This is a genomic window from Litorisediminicola beolgyonensis, assembly GCF_042679605.1.
Lineage (GTDB): Bacteria > Pseudomonadota > Alphaproteobacteria > Rhodobacterales > Rhodobacteraceae > Litorisediminicola > Litorisediminicola beolgyonensis.
Window position 1 is genome coordinate 65,917 of sequence record NZ_JBHTMU010000007.1, and the last position, 24,517, is coordinate 90,433.

The 24,517-nt window shown below is 66.8% G+C and carries 28 protein-coding genes, 2 tRNA genes and 2 pseudogenes; 16 read left to right on the top strand and 16 right to left on the bottom strand.

From position 1 onward, the window contains the following. Positions 1-75 precede the first annotated feature (75 nt). Together ACFQ4E_RS05790 and soxR are read right to left on the bottom strand one after the other, a co-directional pair. Positions 76-151: transfer RNA gene (locus ACFQ4E_RS05790), tRNA-Val, on the bottom strand. Between the two features lie 49 nt (positions 152-200). Next, on the bottom strand, positions 201-662 hold the full coding sequence (soxR, locus tag ACFQ4E_RS05795; RefSeq protein WP_386801991.1) for a redox-sensitive transcriptional activator SoxR: 462 nt from the start codon (positions 660-662) through the stop codon (positions 201-203). Positions 663-734: 72 nt separating this feature from the next. Between soxR and ACFQ4E_RS05800 the strand changes: the two genes are divergently transcribed. Both ACFQ4E_RS05800 and ACFQ4E_RS05805 read left to right on the top strand, forming a co-directional pair. Continuing rightward, on the top strand, positions 735-890 hold the full coding sequence (locus ACFQ4E_RS05800; protein ID WP_386801992.1) for a hypothetical protein: 156 nt from the start codon (positions 735-737) through the stop codon (positions 888-890). 1 nt (position 891) lies between these two features. Further along, a complete protein-coding gene (locus ACFQ4E_RS05805; RefSeq protein WP_386801993.1) occupies positions 892-1,038 on the top strand; it encodes a hypothetical protein in 147 nt (48 codons plus the stop codon). On the opposite strand, the gene ACFQ4E_RS05810 is transcribed toward ACFQ4E_RS05805, so the two are convergent. From ACFQ4E_RS05810 to ACFQ4E_RS05835, 6 genes are all read right to left on the bottom strand, one after another. Next, positions 1,029-1,103, bottom strand: a tRNA-Val gene (locus ACFQ4E_RS05810). The genes ACFQ4E_RS05805 and ACFQ4E_RS05810 overlap by 10 nt on opposite strands. Positions 1,104-1,116: 13 nt before the next feature. Continuing rightward, a complete protein-coding gene (locus tag ACFQ4E_RS05815; RefSeq protein ID WP_386801994.1) occupies positions 1,117-1,611 on the bottom strand; it encodes an HU family DNA-binding protein in 495 nt (164 codons plus the stop codon). 174 nt (positions 1,612-1,785) lie between these two features. Further along, positions 1,786-4,191, bottom strand: coding sequence for an endopeptidase La (gene lon / locus ACFQ4E_RS05820; protein WP_386801995.1), 2,406 nt, complete (start codon positions 4,189-4,191; stop codon positions 1,786-1,788). 193 nt (positions 4,192-4,384) lie between these two features. Further along, entirely contained in the window at positions 4,385-4,834 is a 450-nt protein-coding gene (locus tag ACFQ4E_RS05825; protein ID WP_386801996.1) for a PAS domain-containing protein, read from the bottom strand. A gap of 113 nt (positions 4,835-4,947) precedes the next feature. After that, positions 4,948-5,385 (bottom strand): PAS domain-containing protein, encoded by a 438-nt coding sequence (locus ACFQ4E_RS05830; protein ID WP_386801997.1) that lies wholly within the window; start codon positions 5,383-5,385, stop codon positions 4,948-4,950. A gap of 153 nt (positions 5,386-5,538) precedes the next feature. After that, positions 5,539-6,657, bottom strand: a complete 1,119-nt coding sequence (locus ACFQ4E_RS05835; protein ID WP_386802070.1) for an alkene reductase — start codon at positions 6,655-6,657, stop codon at positions 5,539-5,541. Between the two features lie 183 nt (positions 6,658-6,840). Between ACFQ4E_RS05835 and ACFQ4E_RS05840 the strand changes: the two genes are divergently transcribed. Genes ACFQ4E_RS05840 through ACFQ4E_RS05855 form a run of 4 tightly spaced genes read left to right on the top strand, consistent with a single transcriptional unit; the run spans position 6,841 to position 10,018 of the window. Further along, on the top strand, positions 6,841-8,058 hold the full coding sequence (locus ACFQ4E_RS05840) for an NAD-dependent epimerase/dehydratase family protein (protein ID WP_386801998.1): 1,218 nt from the start codon (positions 6,841-6,843) through the stop codon (positions 8,056-8,058). Further along, complete coding sequence (locus tag ACFQ4E_RS05845; RefSeq protein WP_386801999.1) at positions 8,055-8,414, top strand: VOC family virulence protein; 360 nt, start codon at positions 8,055-8,057, stop codon at positions 8,412-8,414. Before ACFQ4E_RS05840 ends, ACFQ4E_RS05845 begins: the two co-directional genes overlap by 4 nt. 3 nt (positions 8,415-8,417) lie before the next feature. After that, complete coding sequence (locus ACFQ4E_RS05850; protein ID WP_386802000.1) at positions 8,418-9,221, top strand: putative nucleotide-diphospho-sugar transferase; 804 nt, start codon at positions 8,418-8,420, stop codon at positions 9,219-9,221. Then, the gene (locus ACFQ4E_RS05855; RefSeq protein WP_386802001.1) at positions 9,206-10,018 is read left to right on the top strand and encodes an NAD-dependent epimerase/dehydratase family protein; all 813 of its coding nucleotides are present in this window, start codon (positions 9,206-9,208) and stop codon (positions 10,016-10,018) included. The genes ACFQ4E_RS05850 and ACFQ4E_RS05855 overlap by 16 nt, the downstream gene beginning before the upstream one ends. A gap of 118 nt (positions 10,019-10,136) precedes the next feature. Here the strand turns inward: ACFQ4E_RS05855 and ACFQ4E_RS05860 are convergent, their stop codons facing one another. After that, complete coding sequence (locus tag ACFQ4E_RS05860) at positions 10,137-10,418, bottom strand: glycine zipper 2TM domain-containing protein (RefSeq protein ID WP_386802002.1); 282 nt, start codon at positions 10,416-10,418, stop codon at positions 10,137-10,139. Between the two features lie 167 nt (positions 10,419-10,585). After that, positions 10,586-11,713, bottom strand: coding sequence for a tRNA guanosine(34) transglycosylase Tgt (gene tgt / locus ACFQ4E_RS05865; RefSeq protein ID WP_386802003.1), 1,128 nt, complete (start codon positions 11,711-11,713; stop codon positions 10,586-10,588). A 114-nt stretch (positions 11,714-11,827) separates the two neighbouring features. Between tgt and ACFQ4E_RS05870 the strand changes: the two genes are divergently transcribed. From ACFQ4E_RS05870 to rimK, 4 genes are all read left to right on the top strand, one after another. Then, positions 11,828-12,622, top strand: a complete 795-nt coding sequence (locus ACFQ4E_RS05870) for a DUF2189 domain-containing protein (RefSeq protein WP_386802004.1) — start codon at positions 11,828-11,830, stop codon at positions 12,620-12,622. Between the two features lie 44 nt (positions 12,623-12,666). Continuing rightward, positions 12,667-13,548: an SPFH domain-containing protein gene (locus ACFQ4E_RS05875; protein WP_386802005.1), complete on the top strand. Its 882-nt coding sequence runs from the start codon at positions 12,667-12,669 to the stop codon at positions 13,546-13,548. 1 nt (position 13,549) lies between these two features. After that, a complete protein-coding gene (locus ACFQ4E_RS05880; RefSeq protein WP_386802006.1) occupies positions 13,550-13,819 on the top strand; it encodes a hypothetical protein in 270 nt (89 codons plus the stop codon). Between the two features lie 95 nt (positions 13,820-13,914). After that, positions 13,915-15,324: a 30S ribosomal protein S6--L-glutamate ligase gene (gene rimK / locus ACFQ4E_RS05885; RefSeq protein ID WP_386802007.1), complete on the top strand. Its 1,410-nt coding sequence runs from the start codon at positions 13,915-13,917 to the stop codon at positions 15,322-15,324. A 160-nt stretch (positions 15,325-15,484) separates the two neighbouring features. Here rimK and ACFQ4E_RS05890 read toward each other — a convergent pair whose 3' ends face one another. Genes ACFQ4E_RS05890 through ACFQ4E_RS05900 form a run of 3 tightly spaced genes read right to left on the bottom strand, consistent with a single transcriptional unit; the run spans position 15,485 to position 17,401 of the window. After that, the gene (locus ACFQ4E_RS05890) at positions 15,485-15,874 is read right to left on the bottom strand and encodes a DUF4149 domain-containing protein (RefSeq protein ID WP_386802008.1); all 390 of its coding nucleotides are present in this window, start codon (positions 15,872-15,874) and stop codon (positions 15,485-15,487) included. Continuing rightward, positions 15,871-16,575, bottom strand: coding sequence for a bifunctional 2-polyprenyl-6-hydroxyphenol methylase/3-demethylubiquinol 3-O-methyltransferase UbiG (ubiG, locus tag ACFQ4E_RS05895; RefSeq protein ID WP_386802009.1), 705 nt, complete (start codon positions 16,573-16,575; stop codon positions 15,871-15,873). The genes ACFQ4E_RS05890 and ubiG overlap by 4 nt, the downstream gene beginning before the upstream one ends. A 1-nt stretch (position 16,576) precedes the next feature. Further along, on the bottom strand, positions 16,577-17,401 hold the full coding sequence (locus ACFQ4E_RS05900; protein WP_386802010.1) for an isoprenylcysteine carboxylmethyltransferase family protein: 825 nt from the start codon (positions 17,399-17,401) through the stop codon (positions 16,577-16,579). Between the two features lie 177 nt (positions 17,402-17,578). On the opposite strand from ACFQ4E_RS05900, the pseudogene ACFQ4E_RS05905 reads away from it, so the two are divergent. From ACFQ4E_RS05905 to ACFQ4E_RS05925, 5 genes and pseudogenes are all read left to right on the top strand, one after another. Further along, positions 17,579-18,370 (top strand): annotated as a pseudogene (locus tag ACFQ4E_RS05905) (LysR family transcriptional regulator); the annotation flags it as partial. Between the two features lie 67 nt (positions 18,371-18,437). Beyond that, positions 18,438-18,800 (top strand): SUF system Fe-S cluster assembly protein, encoded by a 363-nt coding sequence (locus ACFQ4E_RS05910; RefSeq protein ID WP_386802011.1) that lies wholly within the window; start codon positions 18,438-18,440, stop codon positions 18,798-18,800. Between the two features lie 146 nt (positions 18,801-18,946). Further along, entirely contained in the window at positions 18,947-20,182 is a 1,236-nt protein-coding gene (locus tag ACFQ4E_RS05915) for a glycerophosphodiester phosphodiesterase family protein (RefSeq protein ID WP_386802012.1), read from the top strand. 98 nt (positions 20,183-20,280) lie between these two features. Then, entirely contained in the window at positions 20,281-20,841 is a 561-nt protein-coding gene (locus tag ACFQ4E_RS05920; RefSeq protein WP_386802013.1) for a sugar O-acetyltransferase, read from the top strand. Positions 20,842-20,869: 28 nt separating this feature from the next. Continuing rightward, a complete protein-coding gene (locus tag ACFQ4E_RS05925) occupies positions 20,870-21,262 on the top strand; it encodes a HesB/IscA family protein (protein ID WP_386802014.1) in 393 nt (130 codons plus the stop codon). Here ACFQ4E_RS05925 and ACFQ4E_RS05930 read toward each other — a convergent pair. Both ACFQ4E_RS05930 and ACFQ4E_RS05935 read right to left on the bottom strand, forming a co-directional pair. Next, complete coding sequence (locus ACFQ4E_RS05930) at positions 21,259-21,750, bottom strand: 2OG-Fe(II) oxygenase family protein (protein WP_386802015.1); 492 nt, start codon at positions 21,748-21,750, stop codon at positions 21,259-21,261. The two genes, ACFQ4E_RS05925 and ACFQ4E_RS05930, sit on opposite strands and share 4 nt — an antisense overlap. 149 nt (positions 21,751-21,899) lie before the next feature. Beyond that, a pseudogene (locus tag ACFQ4E_RS05935) lies at positions 21,900-22,163 on the bottom strand (2-oxoglutarate and iron-dependent oxygenase domain-containing protein); the annotation flags it as partial. Between the two features lie 117 nt (positions 22,164-22,280). On the opposite strand from ACFQ4E_RS05935, the gene tpiA reads away from it, so the two are divergent. Continuing rightward, positions 22,281-23,018 (top strand): triose-phosphate isomerase, encoded by a 738-nt coding sequence (tpiA, locus tag ACFQ4E_RS05940; RefSeq protein ID WP_386802016.1) that lies wholly within the window; start codon positions 22,281-22,283, stop codon positions 23,016-23,018. 120 nt (positions 23,019-23,138) lie between these two features. Here tpiA and ACFQ4E_RS05945 read toward each other — a convergent pair whose 3' ends face one another. Then, entirely contained in the window at positions 23,139-24,515 is a 1,377-nt protein-coding gene (locus ACFQ4E_RS05945; RefSeq protein WP_386802017.1) for a TRAP transporter large permease, read from the bottom strand. Positions 24,516-24,517 lie beyond the last annotated feature (2 nt).

Sequence of the window (24,517 nt, forward strand, 5' to 3'; positions counted from 1 at the left end):
ATGCGGCGCTCGGGCGACTGGATGCCTCCCGCAGACAGCGACCGAGCGTGCGTCGGATAAGTTATTGGAAAGACGTGGTGGGTGATGACGGACTCGAACCGCCGACATCTTCGGTGTAAACGAAGCGCTCTACCAACTGAGCTAATCACCCATCGGCGCTTATCTGCCCGAGCCCGACGGCGAGCGCAAGAGCGCCCGGGTCAGGCGTCGTCGAGCCAGCGGCGCGGTCCCGGCCCGTCTTTCGACAGCGCGTCCGAGGGGTTGTAGAGCGGGCAGGCCTCGAGCGAGAGGCAGCCGCACCCGATGCATTGATCAAGCCGGTCGCGCATCCGCATCAGGAGCGCGAGACGCCGGTCGAGGCGCGCGCGCCATTCGGTCGACACGGCGGCCCAATCCGCCTTGCCCAAAGGGCGGTCGCACGGCAGGTCCTTCAGCATGTCGCGACATTCGGCCAGGGAAATGCCGAGCGACTGCGCGACGCGGATGACGGCCACCCGCCGCAATTCCCGCCGGTCATAACGCCGATGATTGGCCGCGGTGCGCCAGCTCTCGATCAGGCCTTCGCTCTCGTAAAAATGCAGCGTCGAGACCGGGACCCCGGCGCGCCGGGCCATCTCGCCGACGCTGAGGTCGTTCGGCACGGCTTTGGGATGTCGCGACATTTTACGCTTGACCTCAAGTTCACTTGAGGTCCGAGGCTACCTGTCTCGCAGCCGAATGCAAGGAGACACGCCATGCCCCGCCTCCCCCTCTTCCGAGACATCCGCCATCGCCGGCGCGTCGCGGCCCTCGCGGCCGATCGCAGGCTCCTGCGCGATATCGGGCTGACCGCCGATGCCGACGAGATTAACGCAGCCCAAAGGCGCGCTTTCACAGAAAAGGAACAGTGAGATGAGGCGATCCCGGGAAACGCTCGCAACGCGGGTCGAGGACGAGGTTCAGAGCCTCGCGCTGGCCGACAAACTCGCCTGCCTTGCCGCGCGGAAAGAGAAAGGGCGCGCCGACAACGGCACGCCCTTTCGGAAACCTGGTGGGTGATAAGAGATTCGAACTCCTGACATCTTCGATGTGAACGAAGCGCTCTACCACTGAGCTAATCACCCGGTGGGGCGTCTCTTAGCCGTCCTCGCCGACCTGTGCAAGAGCCCTGTCCGCGTCACTCGCGGCGGGTTCGCTCTGCCGGATCCGGGTCACCATGACCTGCGCCCCGGCGGCCTGTTTGACCTTCTGAACCTTGATCTTGCCGAAGGGTTCGAGGTTCAGTTCACGCCCTTCCGAGAGCGCTTCGCCCAGGACCGCAAGCGCCGCCTCGAGCACGGGTTTCACGTCGCGCTTCTTGAGGCCCGAGCGTTCGACGACCGCGTCGATCAGCTCTTTCTTCTTGAACTCCGGCAAGAGCGCGCGCGGCATCCGCGACGGATCGAGCGTCGCCTCGACCGCCTGGTCGATGGCATCGGAGCCCTCGGGCACCGCTTCCGGCAAGGCCGGTCCGGCATCGAGTTGGAACGATGTCGGCGCGCCGGGTTTGAGCGTCGCGGCTTTGCCCGCCGGTTTGGACTGGGTCGACCGGGATTTCGACGTGGATGTCTTGCGTGCTTTGTTTCCGCTCATGCCTGATGCCCCTTGGCTGGGTCCGGCGCAGGTTGGCCTGCGTCTCGGGAATTGCTCGATGGCGGAGAGGGTAGCAAAGAACCCCGATGTTTCAAAAAGCAAAATGGGATGGGTTTGACACGAAACCGCCCCGAACTTGCGTCCGGGGCGGCTGATTTCCGGCGTTTTGACCGATCAGTGCGCGGTTGCGCCGATCTCGGTCTCGGCCTGGGCCTTGGCTGCGGCGGCGGCCTCTTCGGCCTCCTCATCCCAGTCCACGGCGACGGGTTCGCGGGTCAGCGCGAGCTTCAGCACCTCGGAGACGTGCTTGACCGGGATGATTTCCAGCCCGTTCTTCACGTTGTCGGGCAGCTCGGCCAGGTCCTTCTCGTTCTCCTCGGGGATCAGAACCGTCTTGATCCCGCCCCGCAGAGCCGCGAGCAGCTTCTCCTTGAGCCCGCCGATGGCGCTCGCGTTGCCGCGCAGCGTCACCTCGCCGGTCATGGCGATGTCCTTGCGCACCGGGATACCGGTCAGCACGGACACGATGGCCGTGACCATCGCCAGACCCGCCGACGGACCATCCTTGGGCGTCGCGCCGTCGGGCACGTGCACGTGGATGTCCCACTTCTCGAAGCGCGGCGGCTTCACCCCGATCTGGGGAGAGATCGACCGCACATAGGACGACGCCGCGTCGATCGACTCCTTCATCACGTCGCCGAGCTTGCCGGTGGTCTTCATCCGGCCTTTGCCCGGCAGGCGCAGCGCCTCGATATGGAGAAGGTCGCCCCCGACCGAGGTATAGGCCAGACCGGTCACGACGCCGACCTGGTTGTCCTCTTCGGCCAGGCCGTAGCGATGCTTCCGCACACCCAGGAAATCGGGAAGGTTCTCGGGGGTGACCACGACCTTCTCGGCTTCCTTCTTCACGATCAGGGTCACCGCCTTGCGGGCCAGCTTGGCGATCTCGCGCTCGAGGTTCCGCACGCCCGCCTCGCGGGTGTAGTAGCGGACCACGTCGGTCAGAGCCTCGTCGGTGATCTCGAACTCGGTCTTCTTCAGGCCGTGGTTCTTGACCGCCTTGCCGATCAGGTGGCGCTTCGCGATCTCGGTCTTCTCGTCCTCGGTGTAGCCCGAGAGCGGGATGATCTCCATCCGGTCGAGAAGCGGCCCGGGCATGTTGTACGAGTTCGACGTGGTGATGAACATCACGTTCGAGAGGTCGTACTCCACCTCCAGGTAGTGATCGACGAAGGTCGAGTTCTGCTCGGGATCGAGCACTTCGAGCATCGCCGAGGCCGGGTCGCCACGGAAGTCCTGACCCATCTTGTCGATCTCGTCGAGCAGGATGAGCGGGTTCGTGGTCTTGGCCTTCTTCAGCGCCTGGATGATCTTGCCGGGCATCGAGCCGATATAGGTCCGACGGTGGCCGCGGATCTCGGATTCGTCGCGCACGCCGCCGAGCGAGATGCGGATGAACTCGCGTCCCGTGGCCTTGGCGACCGACTTGCCGAGCGAGGTCTTGCCCACGCCCGGAGGGCCGACGAGGCACATGATCGGCCCCTTCAGCTTCTTCGAGCGCTGCTGCACCGCGAGATACTCGACGATCCGCTCCTTCACCTTCTCGAGGCTGTAGTGGTCGTCATCGAGGATCTGCTGCGCGCGGCCCAAGTCCTTCTTGACGCGCGAGCGGGTGCCCCACGGGATCGACAGCATCCAGTCGAGATAGTTGCGCACGACGGTCGCCTCGGCGGACATCGGGCTCATGTTCTTGAGCTTCTTCACCTCGGCCTCGGCCTTTTCGCGGGCCTCCTTCGAGAGCTTGGTCTCGGAGATGCGCTGCTCCAGTTCGGCGACCTCGTTCTGGCCGTCCTCACCGTCGCCGAGTTCCTTCTGAATGGCCTTCATCTGCTCATTCAGATAGTACTCGCGCTGGGTCCGCTCCATCTGGCTCTTGACGCGGGTCTTGATCTTCTTCTCGACCTGCAGAACCGACATCTCGCCCTGCATGTGGCCGTAGACCTGCTCGAGCCGGTCAGACACGGCGAGGGTTTCCAGAAGCTCCTGCTTCTGGTTCACCTCGATCCCGAGATGCCCGGCCACGAGGTCGGCAAGCTTCGCCGGCTCGGTGGTCTCGCTGACGGCCGAGAGCGCCTCTTCGGGGATGTTCTTCTTGATCTTGGCATAGCGCTCGAACTCGTCGGCGACGGTGCGCACCAGCGCCTCGATCGCGGTCGCGTCGCCCGGCATCTCGGTGAGATACTCGGCCTGCGCCTCGAAGAAGCGGTCGTTTTCCAGATATTCTGTGATGCGCACGCGCGCCTGCCCCTCGACGAGAACCTTCACGGTGCCATCGGGCAGTTTCAGGAGTTGCAGCACATTGGCCAGGACGCCCGCGCGATAGATGCGGTCATCGGCCGGATCGTCCTCGGACGGGTCGATCTGGCTGGCGAGCAGGATCTGCTTGTCATGGGCCATCACCTCTTCCAGCGCGCGCACCGATTTCTCGCGGCCCACGAAGAGCGGCACGATCATGTGCGGAAACACCACGATGTCGCGGAGAGGCAGCACCGGATAGGATGTGTTGAGAGGCTCTTGCATTCGCTTTCCTTAAATCTGGCAGAACGGCCTGGTCCCGCGTCGCGGCAACGCTCGCCGTCCCCTTCTCGGATAGTAAAGCTGGTGTCGCGAGGGGGCTAATTCAAGCTGGCGACCGGCTTTGGGCGAGCATGGCGCGGGCGTCCGGCGGACGCAAGGGGAGGAGCGCCGCAAGCCGCGTCCGGACGGATCGCCGTCAGATCACGCGAAGGGGGCGGGCCCGATCCTCGGTCTGCGTCGAGACCGCGAGGATCTCCTCGACTGCGCCCCTGGCGCCGACGAGGCCCGTGACCGTGACATCCCAGCGCCGCGGATGTCCCTTGGCGGTCGGACAATCGGCGACGAAGTTGGCCATGCGCCCTGTGCACGCCGCCGAGACCGCCTGTTTCAGCGTCTCGCGGACCTCTTCCGGCCAGAGCGTCCACCAGACCTTGCCGAGCACGACGGACAGATCGTCGATCTCCATCGCGCAGAGGCCGTTATGGCTCATGTATTCGATCGTGCCGTCGGATTGCAGGAGCTTGATGCAGTCGCGCGACTGTTCCATACGCCGCACGAGCGCGGGTTCGGCGTCCAGACCGAGCGCATCGAGGCGCTCCTGATCGGGGGTCGCAGGCATGTGGCCTTGGTCGGAACGGTCGAGCATCGCGCACCTTCTGGACAGGTCGATGGCACGATCATCGCGCCATCGCGTCCTTTCCGGAAGCGAATTACCCGTAAAACTGAAGCTATCGAGATGGTCCCGCGTCGAACGCGCGTTCAGGTCACCAAGAGCTCGGAGGGCGCTTCCTCGGTCATCACCGAGATCGCCAGAAGCTCCTTGACCTGACCGTCGGAGGTCGGAACCCCGGCCACCATGACGTTCCAGCAGGCGGGCGTGCCCCGGGCCGTCGGGCACTCGGCCACGAAATTCACGGTCCGCCCGGTCGCGGCAAGGTCGACCGCATCCCGCAGCCGATCCCGCTCCTGGTCCGGCCAGAGGTCCCACCACTTGCGCCCGTAGAGCGGAGCGGGGTCGGCGATTTCCATCGCGCAGGTGCCGTTGCGGCTCATGAAGAGAAGGTCGCCGGAGGTCGAGAGGAGCTTTATGCAATCCGGAGAAAAGGACATCAGCATCGCGGTTTTGACATCGATATCAACGCCATGCTTGCGCGCTTCCTCAATGTCCAGCGTCACCTGCTTCATGGAATCCAGCATACGACCTCCCACCGTAAGGCACTTCCTAAACCACGCGCCGGATAATCCATCGCGCGCGCCACATTAGCTAACAAAAAATTAGTTTATAATCCCTAAAAATTACGTGTGGCGGGATCCCGCCACACGTTTGCGCGAGCGATACGGTCGCGAAGGTCAGGCTGCAGAGGCGTGACGGTCCATGATCGCCTGCTCCAGGAAGGGATAATCGGTATATCCCTCGGCCCCGCCGCCATAGAACGTGTCCTGATCGGCCTCGTTCAGCTCGACGTCGCGCTGGAGCCGTTTGACGAGGTCGGGATTCGCGATGAAGGGCACGCCGAAGGCCACCAGATCGGTGTCGCCGTTCGCGACGCGCTCGATCGCGAGGTCGCGGTCGTAGCCGTTATTGCCCATCCAGGCCGCATCGAGACGGTCGCGCAGCTCGCGCAGATCGAGGTCCTCGGGCCAGTCGCGCGGACCGCCGGTCTGGCCTTCGATCATGTGGACATAGGCGAGTCCATGCCCGGACAGGCGCTCGATCATGTAGCGCGCCAGCGCGGCAGGATCGCTGTCATGCGCGTCATTGGCGCCCGAGAAGGGCGACAGGCGGATACCGATGCGCCCCGCGGGCCAAACCGACTTGACCGCGTCGAGCACTTCGAAGGCGAGGCGGGCGCGGTTCTCGATGCTGCCGCCATAGGCATCCTCGCGGCGGTTCGGACCGTCCTTGAGGAACTGGTCGAGCAGGTAGCCATTGGCCGCGTGGATCTCGACGCCGTCGAAGCCCGCAGCCTTGGCGTTCTCGGCCGCCTTGCGGAAATCCTCGACGATGCGCGGAAGCTCGTCGGCCTCGAGCGCGCGCGGCTCGGAGACGTCCACCATCTTCTCGCCGTCGAAGGTTGGAGCCTCGGCCCGCACGGCCGAAGGCGCGACCGGCTGCTGGCCGTCGGGCTGCAGCGAGGTGTGGCTGATCCGGCCGACATGCCAGAGTTGCAGGACGATCTTGCCGCCGGCCTCGTGCACGGCATCGGTCACGCGCTTCCATGCCGCGACCTGTGCGTCGGAGTGAATGCCGGGGGTCCAGGCATAGCCCTTGCCCTCGGGCGAGATCTGCGTGGCCTCGGTGATGATCAGGCCCGCACCGGCGCGCTGGGTGTAGTAGCGCACATGCAGATCGCCCACGACATCGCCTTCGGCCTTGGCGCGGTTGCGGGTCAGCGGGGCCATCACGATGCGGTTCTTCAACTCGATTTCACCGGCCTTGAACGGGGTGAACAGCTTTTCGGTCTCCATGGTATCCACGGGAACTCTCCTTTGTCTTTGCGCCCGGATGGGCTTTGCAGAGACAACAATGCGCCGCCCCGCCGGGTTCCCGCCCGGATCCGGCAACTGGCCGCGCGTCATCTAACATTTACTTTACAGACCAAGGGCAGAGCAGTAGCCCCGCCCCAACGGACCCTATGGGAGAGACCTGACATGAAGATCGCCATTCTCGGGGGAGACGGATTTTGCGGCTGGCCCACCAGCGTCCATCTCTCGGCCCAAGGCCATGACATCCACATCATCGACAACCTGTCGCGGCGGTGGATCGATACCGAGCTCGGCGTTCAATCCCTGACCCCGATGGATTCGATCCAGGAGCGGTGCCGGATCTGGAAACAGGTCTCCGGCGAGACGATCCATTTCCACCTGCTCGACCTGTCGAAGGAGTTCGAGCGGCTGAAGCAATGGCTCGCGACCCACAAGCCCGACGCCATCGTGCATTTCGCCGAGCAGCGCGCCGCGCCCTATTCGATGAAATCGGACCGCCACAAGGTCTACACCGTCAACAACAACGTCAACGCGACGCATAACCTTCTGGCCGCCGTGGTCGAAAGCGGCATCGACGCGCATATCGTGCACCTGGGCACGATGGGCGTCTACGGCTACTCCTCGGTCGGCGCTCCGATCCCCGAAGGCTATCTCGATGTCGAGATCGACACGCCCTCGGGCAAGAAGGAGCAGGAGATCCTCTACCCGACGCGCCCGGGCTCGGTCTATCACATGACCAAGTCGCTCGATCAGATCCTCTTCCAGTTCTACGCGCAGAACGATGGCCTCCGGATCACCGATCTGCATCAGGGCATCGTCTGGGGCACGCATACCGATCAGACCGCGCGGCACGAGCAGCTGGTCAACCGGTTCGACTATGACGGCGATTACGGCACGGTGCTGAACCGCTTCCTCATCCAGGCCGCCATCGACTACCCGCTGACGGTGCATGGCTCGGGCGGACAGACCCGCGCCTTCATCCACATCCGCGACAGCGTGCGCTGCATCGAGCTGGCCCTGTCGGATGCGCCGAAAAGCGGTGACCGGGTCAAGATCTTCAACCAGATGACCGAGACCCACCGGGTGCGCGATCTGGCCGAGCTCGTCGCCAAGATCGCCGGCGCGCGGATCGCCTACCTGCCGAACCCGCGCAAGGAAGCCGCCGAGAACGACCTGATCGTCCAGAACGACAAGTTCCTGGCGCTGGGTCTCGAGCCGACGACGCTGGCCGAGGGGCTTCTGTCGGAAGTGGTGGACGTCGCGCGCAAATACGCCCACCGGATCGACCGGAGCCGCGTGCCCGCCGTCTCGGCCTGGACCAAGGACCTGGCCGCGCGGGTCGAGCAGGACCCCGAGGGAACGGCCATCCGGAGCGTTTCGTGACGCCCAAGGTCCGGATCGACCACGCGGTGATCCATGTCACGGACTGGGGCCGGTCTAACGCGTTCTGCGGCCGCGGTCCCGGCTTCGCCTATCGCTTCGGCGACGCGCAGCTCAACTGCCACGGTCCGGGCGTCGACGCGACGCCTCTGGCCCGTGTCCCGGTGCCGCCGGGCGGCAGCGATCTCTGCTTCGCCTGTGACGGCCCCATCGCAGAAGCCGAGGCGCATCTGGCGTCCGTAGGCGTCGCGATCGAGCTCGGCCCCGTCGCCCGCAACGGCGCGGGCGGGCAAGGCACGAGCGTCTATTTCCGCGACCCCGACGGCACGCTCCTCGAATTCATCTCCGACACGATCTGACCGATGCGGCGCGCCTACGTCACCCTTGTCACCAATGCCGATTTCGCGCGCGGCGCAGAAGCGCTCCTGAACTCGCTTGCGGCCACCGGCAGCACCGCCGAGCGGATCGTCATGCACACCGGCGGCGTGCCGCGCGAGGCGCTTCTGCCGCTGGCAGAGCGCGCCACGCTCCACGAGGTAGCGCTCCTGCCCACCTCGGACGAGTTCAACGCCGCCCATGCCCGGGACCGCATTCACGGCGTGGCACCCTTCACCAAGGGCGAAAAGCCGGCCTTCCACACGCCGCTCGACAATTTCGCCAAGCTGCGGCTCTGGCAATTGCCGCACGAGCGCGTCGTCTTTCTCGACGCCGACACGCTGGTCCTGCGCAACATCGACCGGCTCTTCGACTATCCCGAGTTTTCCGCCGCGCCGAATGTCTATGAGAGCCTCGGCGATTTCCATCGCATGAATTCGGGCGTCTTCACCGCGCGCCCTTCGCAGGCCACCTTCGACGCGATGATGGCGCGGCTCGACCGGCCGGACGCGTTCTGGCGGCGCACGGACCAGAGCTTCCTGCAGGACTTCTTCCCCGACTGGCACGGGCTGCCCGTCTTCGACAACATGCTCCAATATGTCTGGTTCAACCTGCCCGAGCTCTGGGACTGGCAGGCGATCCGGGTTCTGCATTTCCAGTATGAAAAGCCCTGGGCCGATCACGCCAAGGCCGATCGACTCGCACCGCTGATCGCGCTTTGGCAAAGCTACGCCCGAGGCGAGACACCCGACCTCTCCGCCCTGCCCGGACCTCCATGCGCGTCGCGCTGACCGGCGCGGGCGGGATTGTCGGCGGGTTCATCGCAAGGGCGCTTCTTCGCGCAAGCCATAAGGTGTTGCCGCTCGGGCGACCGGGCTGGACGCTTGGCGGGCCCGATCCGGACCTGACCGGGGTGGAGGCTCTGGTCCATTGCGCCTTCGATCACGCGCCCGGGCGCTACCGGGGCGGAGACCGAGGCGATCCGGTGAGGTTCCGCGCGCTCAATCTCGACGGCAGTTCCGCGCTCTTCGACGCCGCCGAGCGGCAGGGCGTGACGCGGATCGTCTTTCTGTCCTCGCGCGCCGTCTTCGACGGCTACCCTCCGGGAACGGTCCTGGCCGAGGATCTCGCGCCCTGCCCGACCGAGAGCTATGGCCGCATCAAAGCCGAGGCGGAGGCCCGTCTCGCCCGCCTGTCGCTGTCATCGGCGTCGCTCCGGGCCACCGGGGTCTACGGACCGGGGCACGCGAACAAGTGGCGCGGGCTGTTCACGGAGTACTTGGCCGGACGCCCTATCCAGCCGCGGCTGGCCAGCGAGGTGCACGGAGAGGACTTGGCAGCGGCGGTCCTTCTGCTTCTGGAGAATCCGCAGATCACCGGAGCGGTGCACTGCTCGGATATTCTCCTCGATCGCCATGATCTGCTGTCGGACGTCCGGATGCTGACGGACTGCCCTCACCCTCCGCCGTCGCGGGCCGCCCGAGCGCCGAACGTGCTGGACTGCTCGCGACTTCGCGCGCTCGGATGGCGGCCCGGCGGCGAGGCGCTTTTGCGGGCGTCGCTGCCTATTCTTCTGCGCGACCTCTGAGCTCGGCGCCGATTTCCGATCCGGAAATCGCGCGGATTTCGGTTCGAAATCCGGTGCCGTCACGAAAAAGGGGCCGGATCGCTCCGGCCCCTTCGTCAGTCTTGATGCGACCCGACGATCAGTAGCCGACCGGGCACGGGGCAGGCTGACCGTTGGGATACACGCAGCTGCGCGTCGGTGCCGGGCCGGAGTTGGAGGCGACAGCCCCGCCGATGGCCGCGCCAGCAAGCGTCGCTGCGGCCTTCTCGGTGCTGTTGCCGCCGAGGCGCTCGCCCGCGGCCAGGCCTGCGGCACCGCCAGCGAGCGCGCCGGTTGCGTAGCGCTGGTCGGAGGTCATGTTCGCGCAGGCGCTCAGGCCGAAGGCCGAGGTCAGCAGGAGGGCGGTTGCAATCTTCTTCATGGGATCGATGTCCTTCGTGTAGTGTCTCTATGACTCTTGTTGATCTAGAGCGGTCGCCCCCAAAAGGCGAAAACATCGCGCGGATATCCGATAGCACGGCCCTAAACCTGAGGTTTTCGGCAAAGTCTCGCCGAAATTCCGACCCGAAACGCCGCCCCCAAGCCCGTTCAGAGCGGCTCGATATCGCCCTCGGCCCGCGCGGCGTGGAAACCCGCTTCCCACTCCGCGAAGCGATCCTCGGCGATGGCCGCGCGCATCCCGGACATGAGCTTCTGGTAATAATGGAGGTTGTGCCAGGTCAGCAGCATGCCCGCGATCATCTCGCCCGCGCGCACGACATGGTGCAGGTAGGCGCGCGAATAGCCACGGCAGGCCGGACACCCGCATTGGGCGTCGAGCGGGCGGGTATCGTCGGCGTGGCGCGCGTTCTTGAGGTTCACCTGCCCGCCCCGCGTCCAGGCCTGTCCGGTCCGGCCCGAGCGGGTGGGCAGCACGCAATCCATCATGTCGACGCCGCGCTTTACCGCGCCGACGATATCGTCGGGCTTCCCGACCCCCATCAGGTACCGTGGGCGATCCTCGGGCAGCAGCTCCGGCGCGTAGTCGAGACAGCCGAACATCGCCTCCTGTCCCTCGCCCACCGCGAGGCCACCGATCGCGTAGCCCTCGAAGCCGATGGCGCGCAGCGCCTCGGCGCTCTCCTCGCGAAGATCGCGCTCGAGCCCGCCCTGCATGATCCCGAACAGCGCGTGGCCCGGACGGTCGCCGAAGGCATCGCGCGACCGCTCGGCCCAGCACATCGAGAGCCGCATGCTCTCGGCGATCCGGTCGCGATCCGCGGGCAAGGCCGGGCATTCGTCGAAGGCCATGACGATGTCCGATCCGAGCAGGCGCTGGATCTCCATTGACCGCTCGGGCGTCAATTCGTGCTTGGAGCCGTCGATATGGCTGCGGAAGGTCACGCCGCGCTCCGTCAGCTTGCGCAGATCGGCAAGGCTCATCACCTGGAAGCCGCCCGAATCCGTCAGGATCGGTCGCTCCCAGTTCATGAAGCGGTGGAGCCCGCCGAGCCGTGCGACCCGCTCCGCCCCCGGCCGGAGCATCAGGTGGTAGGTGTTGCCCAGGAGAATATCCGCCCCGGTCGCGCGGACGCTCTCGGGCAGCATCGCCTTGACGGTGGCGGCGGTGCCGACGGGCATGAAAGCGGGCGTGCGGATCTCGCCGCGCGGGGCCGAGATCACACCGGTGCGGGCACGGCCCGAGCGGGCGGAGAGGGTGAAGGAAAAGCGGCTCATGCCCTGTCTCCTGCCCCATCCCCCGCGTTCCGGCAAGGCGTGAAATCGGGCGTGGGCCGGTGAGGCCCTTCGGCGTTATACTGGCAGCGGACAGGCCTTGGGGAGGGACACGAGATGACCGGGACAGAGGAGACAGCCGCACGGTTCGAGGATCTGGGCGCGGCCTTGCGCGCAGGGCTCGCGGATTTTCGCGCCGCCCCGCAATACGGGGTCTTTTTCGCGGGCGTCTACGTCCTGGCGGGGCTGGTGCTGGTGCAGCTCGGCGCCGGGCTCTTGACCTGGACCCTGTCGCTGACCCTCGGCTTTCCGATGCTGGCCCCGTTCCTCGCGGTCGGGCTCTACGATGTCAGCCGCCGCCGCGCCTCCGGCCAGTCCTTGCGCGCCGGAGAGGTGCTGGGGATCGTCTGGCAGGAGCGCAGCCGCCAGATCCCCTGGGCAGGGGCACTGATCCTGATCTATGTGCTCTTCTGGAGCTTCTTCGCGCATATGCTCTTCGCGCTCTTCATGGGCCCCTCGGCGATGATGGGCCCGCCCGACGCGCTCTCGGCCTACCTGACGCGCGACGGGCTCACGATGATCGCGGTCGAGCTGGCCTTCGGCGCGGTCTTCGCGCTCCTTCTCTTCTCGATCACGGTGATCAGCCTGCCGATGCTGCTCGACCGCGAGGTCGACGTCGTCACCGCGATGCTGGCCAGCCTGCGGGTGGTCCGAGCCGCGCCGCTGGTGATGTTCGCCTGGGCGGCGCTGATCGGCATCGCCACGCTGGCCGCGCTTCTGCCGCTCTTTCTGGGGCTGTTCGTGGTTCTGCCGATCCTCGGGCATGCCAGCTGGCACCTTTATGCCCGCCTCCGCGACCGCGGCGCGCTCGAGAGACGCCGTCCCGCTCCGCCATCTGTTGCATTGTCCTGAAACTCTGCACAGATGGTGTCTGTGTTTTTTGGAGACTGGTATTGATGCCCCTCGATCAAATTCCCCCCGCCACAATTCTCTTCGGGCTGTTCGCCCTGCTCATCATCGTCACGGTGCTCAAGGCCGTGAAGATCGTGCCGCAATCGGAGCAGTTTGTCGTCGAGCGATTCGGACGGCTGCACGCGGTCCTCGCCCCCGGCATCAACCTGATCGTGCCGTTTCTCGACCGGGTCGCGCACAAGATCTCGATCCTCGAGCGCCAGCTGCCAACCATGACGCAGGATGCGATCACCCAGGACAACGTGCTGGTGCAGGTCGATACCTCGGTGTTCTACCGGATCATCGAGCCCGAGAAGACGGTCTACCGGATCCGCGACATCGACGCCGCGATCTCGACCACGGTCGCGGGCATCGTCCGCTCCGAGATCGGCAAGATGGAGCTCGACCAGGTGCAGTCGAACCGCTCTACCCTGACCCAGACCATCAAGGAGCAGATCTTCGCCGTCGTGGACGATTGGGGTATCGAGGTCACGAGGGCCGAGCTTCTGGACGTCAACCTGGATGCGGCGACCCGCGCCGCGATGCTCCAGCAGCTCAACGCCGAGCGCGCGCGCCGCGCGCAGGTGACCGAGGCCGAGGGCAAGAAACGCGCGGTGGAGCTGGCCGCCGATGCCGAGCTCTACGCCTCGGAGCAATCCGCCAAGGCGCGCCGCATCCTCGCGGATGCCGAGGCCTACGCCACCGGCGTCGTCGCGCAGGCCATCGCCGAGCACGGGATCGAAAGCGCGCAGTATCAGGTCGCGCTGAAACAGGTCGAGGCGCTGAACGCGCTCGGCGCGGGCGAAGGCAAGCAGACCATCGTCGTCCCAGCGCAGGCGCTCGAGGCCTTCGGCAACGCCTTCCAGATGCTCAAGGGGAGGAGCTGACATGGCGATCTGGACCCTCTGGTGGGCCTGGTGGGCGGCGGCGCTTCTGATCGCGCTGGTCGAGATCGTGCTGCCGGGTTTCCTCTTTCTCGGCTTCGCCATTGGCGCGGCGCTTGTGGGGGTGTTCCTGCTCTTCGGCCTCACGCTCGAGCTTGCGGCGCTCCTGACGCTCTTTGCGGTGCTGTCGCTGGTCAGCTGGGCCGTGCTGCGCTACCTGTTCCGCCGACCGAGCGGGCAGGCCCGAATCGTGCGCCACGACATCAACGACTAGGCCCCGTGCCGGGTCGGTCGCCCGGCGCCACCTGATCCGCCTCACCGACCGGGCCGCAAGAGCCCGCGGCCATCGAGACAGAAGGCGCGATCCCCATGCCAGACGACCAAACCGATTTTTCCGATCTCCTGCGCTTCGGCTGGGAGGAATGGGTGTCCCTGCCCGGGCTCGGCCTGCCCGCGCTCAAGGCCAAGGTCGATACCGGCGCGCGGACCTCGGCGCTCCATGCCTCGGAGATCGAGAGCTTCGGCCCCGCCTCGAAGCCCAAGGTGCGCTTCACGGTGCATCCCGTGCCGGGCCGCGAGGACCTGACCATCCCCTGCTCCGCGCCGATCGTCGACCGGCGGATGGTGACCTCGTCCAACGGCGAGAGCGAGAGCCGCTACGTCATCGCCGCCGAGCTGAAGGTGGGCGACCGTGCCTGGCCGATCGAGCTGACGCTGACGAACCGCGCCGGGATGGCGAGCCGCATGCTTCTGGGCCGCGAGGCGCTCGGCGAGGACATCACGATCGTCGCGGCCGAACGCTTCCTGCAGCCCGAGCTCAGCTACGACGTCTACAGCTCCACCCGGATGCGCGCCGCCGCGCCGAACCGGGCGCTGCGGATCGCGGTTCTCAGCCGCGAGAACAACTACTCGACCCGTCGGCTGGTCGAGGAAGGCGAGAAGCGCGGCCACACGGTCGAGGTGATCGACACCACGCGCTGCTACATGGCGATCAACGCGATGGCGCCAGAGGTCCATTACGACGGCGCCCGCCTGCCCCGCTACGACGCGGTGATCCCGCGCATCGGCGCCTCGATCACCAGCTACGGCACCGCGGTGATCCGCCAGTTCGAGACCATCGGCACCTTCTGCGTGAACGGCTCGGAGGGCATCACCGCGAGCCGCGACAAGCTCCATGCCCATCAGCTGATGGCGCGCCACAAGATCGGCATGCCGAACACCGCCTTCGCGGCCTCGCCCAAGGACACGGATTCGCTGATCAAGCTCGTGGGCACCGCGCCGCTGATCGTGAAGCTCCTGGAATCGACGCAAGGCAAGGGCGTGGTCCTCGCCGAGACCCGCAAGGCGGCGCAATCGGTGATCGACGCGTTCCGGGGTCTCCGGGCGAATTTCCTCGTGCAGGATTTCGTCAAGGAAGCCGCGGGCGAGGACATCCGCTGCCTCGTCGTCGGCGGCAAGGTCGTGGCGTCGATGAAGCGCACCGGTGCCGAGGGCGATTTCCGCTCGAACTTGCATCGCGGCGGCTCGGCCCAGGTGGTGCGCATCTCGAAGACCGAACGCGAGACCGCGCTGCGCGCCGCAAAGGCCTTCCGCCTGAACCTCGCGGGCGTGGATCTCTTGCGCTCGGAGGCCGGGCCGAAGGTGCTGGAGGTCAACTCCTCGCCCGGTCTCGAAGGCATCGAGGGCGCCACGCAGAAGAACATCGCAGGCCTCCTCTACGACCATATCGAGGAACGCGTGCGCCCGACACCGGTGCGGAAACGCAAGCTCCTGGGATGAGGGCGGCGCGCTGGCGGTGACGCCGGACCGGCGAGGGGCGCTGCCCCTCGCGCTCCCCGGGAATATTTATGGACAGATGAAGCTTAAAGCGCGGTTCGCCGTTTTCAGAACTGTGCCGCGTGGTTTGTGCGGGACCCGCGTCTGGCGGACCGACGGGAGATCACAGGAAGCGCAGGAGCGCGATGGCGGTGGCGGCGATCTGGAGGAGACCCAGCGCCACCGACGCGCCGTGGAGCCAGCCGAAGCGGCGGCGATCGCCCGCATCCGAGGCCGCGTTGATCTGCGGCATCAGCACCTGCCGCGCGGGGATCGTTGTGAGCGCGACAGCGGCCAGGAGCGCCGCGCTTGTGGGGTCGGCTGGCAGCCGCAGGAGCGCGGCCGTCGAGGCGACCGCGATCACCAGGAGGTAGTAGACCGGGAAGGCGCGCCGCAGCAGGCGGCCGGCCTCGTCCTTGGGCATGTGGCGAAAGAGGAATGCCGCAAAGCCGAAGGAATAGAGCAGCATGCCGCCGAAAAGTGCGGCGGTCAGCAAGAGCGCCAGCGCGGTCATGCCGGGGCCCGGGCTGCGCCCATGTATTGCACTGTCTGGAGCGGCAGCGGGCCGAAGGTCAGGTCTCCGCGCCGGTTTACGCCGCGCGGGCCCAAGCCTGTGCGGGCGGTAGGCGCGAGACCGGCGCGGGTCATCGCGGCGTCGAGCTCGGACGGGGTGATGAACATCGCCGGATCATGGGTGCCCTTGGGCAGGATGCCGATCACGTCCTCGGCCATGGTGATCGCGACGAAGCGCGCCAGCGGATTGCGGTTGATCGTGTCGTAGAGGAACAGCCCGCCCGGGCGCAGGACTCGCGCGACCTCGGCCAGCGTCGTGTCGAGATCGGCCACATGTTCGAGCACGTCGACGCAGACCACGATGTCGAAGCTCTGATCGTCAAAGGGCATCTCCTCGCCGACGCCGATATCGTAGCGGATCGCGAGGCCTTCGCTCTCGGCATGGGCGCGCGCGGCGGCAATCGCGCCCTGCGCCGGGTCGAGGCCGGTCACGCGGGCGCCCCGGCGGGCCAGCGCCTCGGCCATGAAGCCCCCCGCGCAGCCGAGATCGAGCACATCGCGCCCGTCCCAGTCGGTCTGGCGGTCGAACCATGTCAGGCGCCCGGGCACGAGGTTCTTCAGCGTCCTCACCCAGCGGATCTCGTCTGACCACCACTTGTCCGCCACCGTGTCGTAGATCGTCAGATCGTTGCGCTCTGCCATGTCAGAGATCCTTTCGGCCCGGACGCCCGGGCAGCATGTAGGGATGGGTCGCGAGGTAGCGCGCGAAGCGCTCTCCGTGCCGCGCGAGGTAGCGGCGCTCCTTGAAGCGGCGGGGCGCGATCACGCAATAGGCGGTCAGCCCGAGGGCCAGCACCAGTTGGTCGGGCGTCCAGACGGGCACCGTCCAGAGCACCGCGGAGAAGCCCACATAGATCGGCTGGCGGATCACCCGGAAGAGGCCCGTCACCGGCATGTCCGGGTAATGCGGCCGCCGGTCCTGGGCGAGCGACATCCAGCCCAGCGCGCCCGATTGCAGCTCGGCCCCGGCGTCGAGATTGCTTTTCATCAGGAAGAGCCAGGAGGCGAGATGCGCGGCGCCCACGGCCCAGAGCGCCCAGCCCTCGGCGCGCCACCAGACCACGCCCGAGGGCGTCCAGAGCGCGAAGAGCGCCAGGAGCTGGAGCGAGGCGAAGATCGTGTAGCTCGTCGAGGCGAGCGTGCGCCCCCACGGGCCGGGGATGGCGCGGGCGGGGAGCGACGCGCCGCGGCCGTTCAGGAGCGCCGAATGCAGGATCGGGAATTGCAGGAGCAGGGCCGCGTTCGCCAGCGCCGCCCAGGGCCAGGGCACCGTGCCGAGGCTCACCGTCATGCCGTTCCAGAGCGCCCAGCCCATCGCCAGGACCGCTGCGGCGAAGATCGCGTGGCAGAGGAGGCCGTAGGCAAGCGCGAAGGCGATCCGCGCGCACCCGGGCGGGGCGTCGGCAAGTCCGGCGACCAGCGAGAGCAATCTCGGGATCGGGCGCTCTTGTGGGGCGGTGTCGCTCATGCGCCGCGATCTATCGCGGGGCGCGACCCCGTCCAGCGATGAGTTGCCGCAGGTGCTGGCAGCGTCGGCGCCGTCGAAGGGCTCTCTGCCGGAGGCGGCGGCGCTCGAACAGGCGTCGTTCGGTGGCGTAGCTGCCGTTGGGTCGCGGCGCGCGGGGAGGCGGTAGACGACCTCTCGCTCTTTCTCGCCGTCTTTGATGGCGGCGGGCTTGGCGAGGCTGTGCGGCGGACCGACACATCGGCTCCGACCGTGTCCCGGCGGATGGCGGCGCTGGAGCGCCAGCTCGGCACGCGGCTCTTCGAGCGCGGACCGAAAGGCTACCGCGCGACCGCCGAAGGACGCGCCTTGGCGGCGGACCTGGCCGATCTGCGCCCGCTTGCGATGCGGCTGCAGGCGCTCGCCGAGGACCGCCCCCTGCCCCGCATCCGCATTGCCGCAGGGCCCTGGACTGCGCAGTTCCTCGCCCGGCGGCTGCCCGATCGGCTGGACGGCTGGCGGTTCGAGCTTCTGCCAGGAAACGAGAAGATCGACCTCGCTCGGCGCGCTGCCGATATCGGTGTGCGCAATGCCCGCCCCGATCAGCCCTGGCTCGCTGGACGCAAGACCGCCGATATCCGATACGCCTGCTTTGCCCGCGACCGGCAAGTCGCGGGCTATATCGCCACCACCCCGAACGGTCCGCCGCCTCCATCGCTCGCATGGCTTCAGGCCGAACACGCGCAGGAGATCATCGCCACGGCGCCCGATCCGCGGCTCGCGCTCGATCTCGCGTGGGGCGGTCTGGGCCGGATCGTCCTGCCGATCTTCGCGGCGCAGGACAGCGGGCTCGTCCAGATCGGCCCCGAGATCGACGCGCTCGCCCATGAGGAATGGCTGGTCGCCCACCAGGACGCCCGCCACGACCCGCCGCTGCGCCGGGCGCTCGACACGCTGGCCACGCTCCTGACCGACCCTGCGCTTCGGGCGTAAGGCGACCTTTACGGCCAGCACGCTATTTCCTATATGAATGCTCAGGAAATTCGACGAAGGACGTGACATGACCGAGTCCAGCCCGAAGCTTGAAGGTGCCCCCCTCATTGCGCCCTCCAGCACGGAGCACCCGCTGCACGAGCAGATCGTCGAGGCCTGCCGCGGCGTCTATGATCCCGAGATCCCCGTGAATATCTACGATCTCGGCCTGATCTACACGATCGAGATCGACGCCGAGAACGCGGTGAAAATCATCATGACCCTGACCGCGCCGGGCTGCCCGGTGGCGGGCGAGATGCCGGGCTGGATCGCCGATGCGGTGGAGCCCCTGCCTGGGGTCAAGCAGGTCGATGTCGAACTGACCTGGGAGCCGCCCTGGGGCATGGACATGATGTCCGACGAAGCGCGTCTCGAGCTGGGCTTCATGTAAGGCCCACCCAGCGCGCAGTCGCGCGTTTGGCGATTTCCATCGCCGCGATTCACGCTAGCTTCCGTGTCACGAAACCGAGACCGGGTCGTCGCATCGCTGTCATGCGGATGCGCGACGAACGGTCCATCGCACACACGGAGGTTCCCATGTCGATCCGCGCGCTGCTCACCGCCTGCCTCGCCGTCACCGCCCTGCCCGCCCTGGCCGAGACCCATTCGCAAATGCCCGTCGATTACGGGCCGCGCCCGGCCTTCCTGATCGACAAGATGGCCGACGGAGCCTTGAAGGACGAGCTCGCGGCCTGCCTCGGGCAGGACGGCGCGCGCTCGGCCTTCTCCATCGGTCACCGCGGCGCGCCGCTGATGTTCCCGGAGCATACCGTCGAATCGAACCGCGCCGCCGCCCGGATGGGCGCGGGCGTGCTCGAATGCGACGTGACCTTCACCGCCGACAAGGAACTGGTCTGCCGCCACGCGCAGAACGACCTTCACACCACCACCAACATCGTCGCGACCGATCTTGCGGGCAAATGCTCCCAAGCCTTCACGCCCGCCTCGGGCGAGACCAAGGCCAGCGCCGAGTGCCGCACCTCGGACCTCACGCTCGCCGAGTTCCAGACGCTGAAGCCGAAGATGGACGCCGCGAACGGCGATGCGACGACCGCCGAAGAGTATCTGGGCGGCACCGCGACCTGGCGGACCGATCTCTATACCGGCGACGCCACCCTGATGACCCATGCCGAGTCGATCGCGCTTTTCGACAGCCTCGGCGCCGATTTCACCCCCGAGCTCAAGTCGCCCTCGGTCGAGATGCCCTTCGACGGCTTCTCGCAGGAAGACTACGCCCAGAAGATGATCGACGAGTACAAGTCCGCCGGGATCGACCCCTCGCGCGTCTGGGCGCAGAGCTTCAATCTCGACGATATCCTCTACTGGATCGAGAACGAGCCCGAATTTGGAGCCCAGGCGGTCTATCTCGACGACCGCTACGAGGCCGAGGATGAGGACGAAGGCCTGATCGACCCGCAGGATCCCGCGACCTTCAAGCCCACCATGACCGAGCTCAAGGAGATGGGCGTGAACTACATCGCGCCGCCGCTCTGGATGCTCCTGACCACCGACGAGAGCGGCGCCATCGTGCCCTCGCCCTATGCCGAAGAGGCCAAGGCCGCGGATCTCGGGATCATCACCTGGACGCTTGAGCGCTCCGGACCGCTGGCCTCGGGCGGCGGCTGGTATTTCCAGTCCGTGTCCGACGCGATCAGCCGCGACGGCGACTATTTCACCGTGCTCGACGTTCTGGCGCAGGATGTGGGCGTGACGGGCGTCTTCTCGGACTGGCCCGCAACGGTCACCTACTATGCGAACTGCAAAGGCCTCTGAGCCCGCATGGCGTCCGGGGCCTCAGACGAGGCCCCGGCACGACGGTCTGGCGCTCGGACACAGCCCGTGCGAGCCTTCGGTGAGTTTGGGAGGCTCGCATGAGCGAACGTGAAAAAATGACATCGGGCGCGCTTTACTGGCCCGGCGATTCGCAGCTCAAATGCGACCGGATGCGCGCGCAGCGGCTGATGCGCGACTATAATGCGACCGTCTACGGCGACGACTGGCGCGGCGCGATCCTGCGCGATCTCCTGGGCGAGATGGGCGAGAGCGTCGCCATCCGGGCGCCCTTCTACGTCGATTACGGCTACAATATCCGCATCGGTCGCGGTGTCTTCCTGAACTACGGCTGCTATCTTCTCGATGCCGGTCCGATCACCATCGGCGACGGCTGCGACATCGGCCCCTATGTGCAGATCCTGACCGCCGACCACCCGCGCGACCCCGAGGCCCGGCGGCAGGAGCTTGAAAGCGCGCGGCCGATCACCGTGGGGCGCGATGTCTGGCTGGGCGCGGGCGCGATCCTGCTTCCGGGTGTCACCATCGGCGATGACGCCATCGTTGGAGCGGGCGCGGTGGTGACCCGCGACGTGGCCCCGGGCACCACGGTCGGCGGCAACCCGGCCCGTCCCCTTGTGTCGCGCCGCGGGGATCCCTAGATCTGGAAGCGACCACAGGAGACGACCCATGTTCGGCATTCCCGGCAAGGCGCCGGTCACCATGACCCAAGCCGCCATCGCCCAGATCAGCAAACTGATGTCCCGCGACAACCGTCACGGGCTGCGCATCGGCGTGAAGAAGGGCGGCTGCGCGGGCATGGAATACACCATGGACTATGTCGATGCCGCCGATCCCCATGACGAGGTGGTCGAGCAGGAGGGCGCGCGCGTCCTGATCGCGCCCATGGCGCAGATGTTCCTGTTCGGAACCGAGATCGACTACGAGACCTCGCTCCTGGAATCGGGCTTCCGCTTCAACAACCCCAACGTGGCCGACGCCTGCGGCTGCGGCGAGTCGATCAAGTTCAAGGATGTCTCCGAGCTCGAGGCCGAGCGCTCGTCGGACCGAGCCCGCTCCTAGCTGGTCTTGCTCATGTGCAGGTAGGTCTCCTCGAACCGCTTCGACAGATGATCCCCCGCGAGGATCGGCGCCGCCCCCTTGGGCGCCACATCCGCATCGAAATTCGGATTGAAGAAGAGCGGCACCGAGATCCGCTCCTGTGAGGAGCCGCGCACCCGGTGCAGCGTCGCCTTGACCTGCCCGGCGGTCCAGAGCTCCAGCATCTCGCCGAAATTGATCACGAATGTGCCCGGCTCGGCAGTGACCGGCACCCAGTCGCCGGTCGCGGCCAGCACCTCGAGCCCCGGAACGCCGTCGCTGCCCAGAAGCGTCAGGCACCCGTAATCGGTATGCGGAGCGATCCCGTAATCGTTCGCGCCCGCCCAGTCCGGCCGCTGCGGATAATAGTTGCCCCGTAAGAGCGCCATCGGCTTGTCGAACCGGGACGCGAAGTAGCCGGCATCCTCTCCGAGCGCCTGCGCCAACCCGGCAAGAAGGCCCTGCGCCACGCCCATCGCGTCGCGATAATAGGCCAGGATCGTCTCGGCGAAGCCCTCGGGCCTCTCCGGCCAGAGATTGGCGCATAGACCGCAAGCTCCGCCATCGGGTCGCCTGGCGGCAGTTCGAAGCCGCTGTCGAAGACCTCCTTGTAGTCGGGGTTGGCCTCGGTCGAGACCTGCTCGGATCGTGGCGCGCCCCAGCCGCGATTGGCCCGAGTGAGCGACATGTCCACCTTGCGTTTCTCCGTCTCGGGCAGCGCGAAGAACGCGGCATAGGCGGCGATGACGTCGCGCATCCGCTCCGGCGTGATCGGCGTGTTGCCGACCTTCAGAAAGCCCACCTCGCGCGCCGCGCGGCCCAGCGCCGCAAGGGTGTCCGCGTCTCCTGCCGCGATCTCGCGCACGTCAAACTCTGGGATCATCACCGCCTCCCGCTGTGCTTTCCTGCGTTCTACGCTCTCCTGCGCGGCGGGCAAGCGGGGTTGACCCGGGTCTCCTCCGGGCCATCATGCCGCAGGACAGCAAAGAGAGGATCGATCATGCGCCGCAAGCTTGCCGCCGGAAACTGGAAGATGAACGGGACCCGGGCCGCGCTTTCCGAACTCGACGCGCTGACTGTGTCCGCCGAGGGGCCGGAGGTCGCGATCTGCCCGCCCGCGACGCTTCTGGCCGAGGCCGTGTCGCGCCGCTCGGACATCGCCTATGGCGGTCAGGACTGTCACCCGCATGACGCGGGCGCCCATACCGGAGACGTCTCCGGTCCGATGATCGCCGATGCCGGGGCGCGCTACGTGATCCTGGGCCATTCCGAACGCCGCGCCGATCACCACGAAAGCGACGCCGATGTCGCCGCCAAGACGCAGGCCGCCTGGAAGGCCGGCCTGTCGGTGATCCTCTGCATCGGCGAGAGCCTGTCGGAGCGCGAAGCGGGCGAAACGCTCGGCGTGATCGGCGCGCAGCTCGATGGCTCAGTCCCCGAAGGCGCGACGGCCGAGACCCTGGTCATCGCCTACGAGCCGATCTGGGCTATCGGGACCGGCAAGGTGCCGACCACCGAGCAGATCGCCGAGGTTCACGCCTTTCTCCGCTCGAGCCTGACGGAGCGCTTCGGCGAGGAGACCGGCGGCGCCATCCGCCTGCTCTATGGCGGCAGCGTGAAGGCCTCGAACGCGACCGAGATCTTCGCGGTGGCCGACGTGGACGGCGCGCTGGTCGGCGGCGCCAGCCTCAAGGCCGCGGATTTCCAGCCGATCATCGACGCGCTCGCCGCCTCCTGAGGGCGGCAGCCGCAACCCTCACACGACCCGCCCAAAGAAAAAGCGACGCCCCGAACCGGAGCGTCGCCTTGTCGCTTGCGTGAAATAGGCGCGCGGTCGCGCTCCTTTGGATCACCGACCCTACTTGACCACCAGCTCGGGCCCCATGAGCAGCGTCGGCAGCCAGGTCGAGATGAACGGCACGTAGGTCACCAGGATCAGGAAGACGAAGAGCACTGCGAGGAATGGCAGCGACGCCTTCACCACCCGCATGATCGACATGCCCGCCACGCCCGAGGTCACGAAGAGGTTCAGACCCACAGGCGGCGTGATCATCCCGATCTCCATGTTCACCACCATGATGATGCCGAGATGGATCGGGTCGATGCCGAGCTCCAGCGCGATCGGGAACACCAGCGGTGCGACGATCACGATCAGGCCCGAGGGCTCCATGAACTGCCCGCCGATGAGCAGGATGACGTTCACGATCACGAGGAACAGGATCGGTCCGAACCCGGCCTCGAGCATCGCGCCCGCGACCTGCTGGGGGATCTGCTCGTCGGTCAGCACATGCTTCAGGATCAGCGCGTTGGCGATGATGAACATCAGCGTGATCGTCAGCTTGCCCGCCTCGAAAAGCGTGTCCTTGGTGTCCTTGTGGAAGAAGGCCGTGATCAGCGCGATGGGCTTGTGCAGGAGCGTGCGCTTGCGCTCGCCTTCGGCGACCTTCAGGGGCCCCATGTCGCAATAGACGAAGTTCGCGATCAGGAAGGCGTAGACGGCGGCCACGGCGGCGGCTTCGGTCGGCGTGAAGATGCCGCCATAGATGCCGCCCAGGATGATCACGATCAGGAACAGGCCCCACATCGCGTCCCGGCCCGATTCCCAGACCTCGCCCCAGCCGCGCCAGGGATCCTGCGGCATGTTGCGAATGCGTGCGATCACGTAGATCGTCACCATCAGCATCGTGCCCGCCAGAAGGCCCGGGATCACGCCCGCAAGGAACATCCGCCCGACGGAGACGTCGGTGGCCGAGGCATAGACCACCATCACGATGGAGGGCGGGATCAGGATGCCAAGCGTGCCCGCGTTGGCGATCACGCCCGCCGCGAAATCCTTGGTGTAGCCCACCTGCCGCATACCCGCGATCACGATCGAACCGATGGCCACGACGGTCGCGGGCGAAGAGCCCGAGAGCGCCGCGAACATCATGCAGGCGAAGACGCCCGCGATGGCCAGGCCGCCGTGGAAATGGCCCACGAGCGCGATGGAGAAGCGGATGATCCGCCGCGCCACGCCACCCGTCGACATGAAGGACGAGGCCAGGATGAAGAACGGGATCGCGAGCAGCGTGTAGTGGCCCGCCATCGCCTGGTAGAAGCTCTGGGCGATGGACGCGAGCGAGGTGTCCGACAGGACCAGAAGGAAGATCGTCGAGGCGAAGCCCAGCGAGACCGCGATCGGCACGCCCAGGAGCATCAGCCCGATGATCATGACGAAGAGAAGAACGACATCCATGA

Coding starts and splice junctions, on each gene's coding strand:
- ACFQ4E_RS05825 (WP_386801996.1), bottom strand. CDS start 4,834: ATGCTCGACCGTTCCGACCAAGGCCACATGCCTGCGACCCCCGATCAG.
- ACFQ4E_RS05925 (WP_386802014.1), top strand. CDS start 20,870: ATGTTCGGCATTCCCGGCAAGGCGCCGGTCACCATGACCCAAGCCGCC.
- rimK (WP_386802007.1), top strand. CDS start 13,915: ATGCCAGACGACCAAACCGATTTTTCCGATCTCCTGCGCTTCGGCTGG.
- ACFQ4E_RS05875 (WP_386802005.1), top strand. CDS start 12,667: ATGCCCCTCGATCAAATTCCCCCCGCCACAATTCTCTTCGGGCTGTTC.
- ACFQ4E_RS05830 (WP_386801997.1), bottom strand. CDS start 5,385: ATGCTGGATTCCATGAAGCAGGTGACGCTGGACATTGAGGAAGCGCGC.
- ACFQ4E_RS05840 (WP_386801998.1), top strand. CDS start 6,841: ATGAAGATCGCCATTCTCGGGGGAGACGGATTTTGCGGCTGGCCCACC.
- ACFQ4E_RS05855 (WP_386802001.1), top strand. CDS start 9,206: ATGCGCGTCGCGCTGACCGGCGCGGGCGGGATTGTCGGCGGGTTCATC.
- tpiA (WP_386802016.1), top strand. CDS start 22,281: ATGCGCCGCAAGCTTGCCGCCGGAAACTGGAAGATGAACGGGACCCGG.
- ACFQ4E_RS05945 (WP_386802017.1), bottom strand. CDS start 24,515: ATGGATGTCGTTCTTCTCTTCGTCATGATCATCGGGCTGATGCTCCTG.
- ACFQ4E_RS05835 (WP_386802070.1), bottom strand. CDS start 6,657: ATGGAGACCGAAAAGCTGTTCACCCCGTTCAAGGCCGGTGAAATCGAG.
- lon (WP_386801995.1), bottom strand. CDS start 4,191: ATGCAAGAGCCTCTCAACACATCCTATCCGGTGCTGCCTCTCCGCGAC.
- ACFQ4E_RS05850 (WP_386802000.1), top strand. CDS start 8,418: ATGCGGCGCGCCTACGTCACCCTTGTCACCAATGCCGATTTCGCGCGC.
- ACFQ4E_RS05900 (WP_386802010.1), bottom strand. CDS start 17,401: ATGAGCGACACCGCCCCACAAGAGCGCCCGATCCCGAGATTGCTCTCG.
- ACFQ4E_RS05860 (WP_386802002.1), bottom strand. CDS start 10,418: ATGAAGAAGATTGCAACCGCCCTCCTGCTGACCTCGGCCTTCGGCCTG.
- ACFQ4E_RS05890 (WP_386802008.1), bottom strand. CDS start 15,874: ATGACCGCGCTGGCGCTCTTGCTGACCGCCGCACTTTTCGGCGGCATG.
- ACFQ4E_RS05800 (WP_386801992.1), top strand. CDS start 735: ATGCCCCGCCTCCCCCTCTTCCGAGACATCCGCCATCGCCGGCGCGTC.
- ubiG (WP_386802009.1), bottom strand. CDS start 16,575: ATGGCAGAGCGCAACGATCTGACGATCTACGACACGGTGGCGGACAAG.
- ACFQ4E_RS05815 (WP_386801994.1), bottom strand. CDS start 1,611: ATGAGCGGAAACAAAGCACGCAAGACATCCACGTCGAAATCCCGGTCG.
- ACFQ4E_RS05805 (WP_386801993.1), top strand. CDS start 892: ATGAGGCGATCCCGGGAAACGCTCGCAACGCGGGTCGAGGACGAGGTT.
- tgt (WP_386802003.1), bottom strand. CDS start 11,713: ATGAGCCGCTTTTCCTTCACCCTCTCCGCCCGCTCGGGCCGTGCCCGC.
- ACFQ4E_RS05915 (WP_386802012.1), top strand. CDS start 18,947: ATGTCGATCCGCGCGCTGCTCACCGCCTGCCTCGCCGTCACCGCCCTG.
- ACFQ4E_RS05870 (WP_386802004.1), top strand. CDS start 11,828: ATGACCGGGACAGAGGAGACAGCCGCACGGTTCGAGGATCTGGGCGCG.
- ACFQ4E_RS05910 (WP_386802011.1), top strand. CDS start 18,438: ATGACCGAGTCCAGCCCGAAGCTTGAAGGTGCCCCCCTCATTGCGCCC.
- ACFQ4E_RS05880 (WP_386802006.1), top strand. CDS start 13,550: ATGGCGATCTGGACCCTCTGGTGGGCCTGGTGGGCGGCGGCGCTTCTG.
- ACFQ4E_RS05920 (WP_386802013.1), top strand. CDS start 20,281: ATGAGCGAACGTGAAAAAATGACATCGGGCGCGCTTTACTGGCCCGGC.
- soxR (WP_386801991.1), bottom strand. CDS start 662: ATGTCGCGACATCCCAAAGCCGTGCCGAACGACCTCAGCGTCGGCGAG.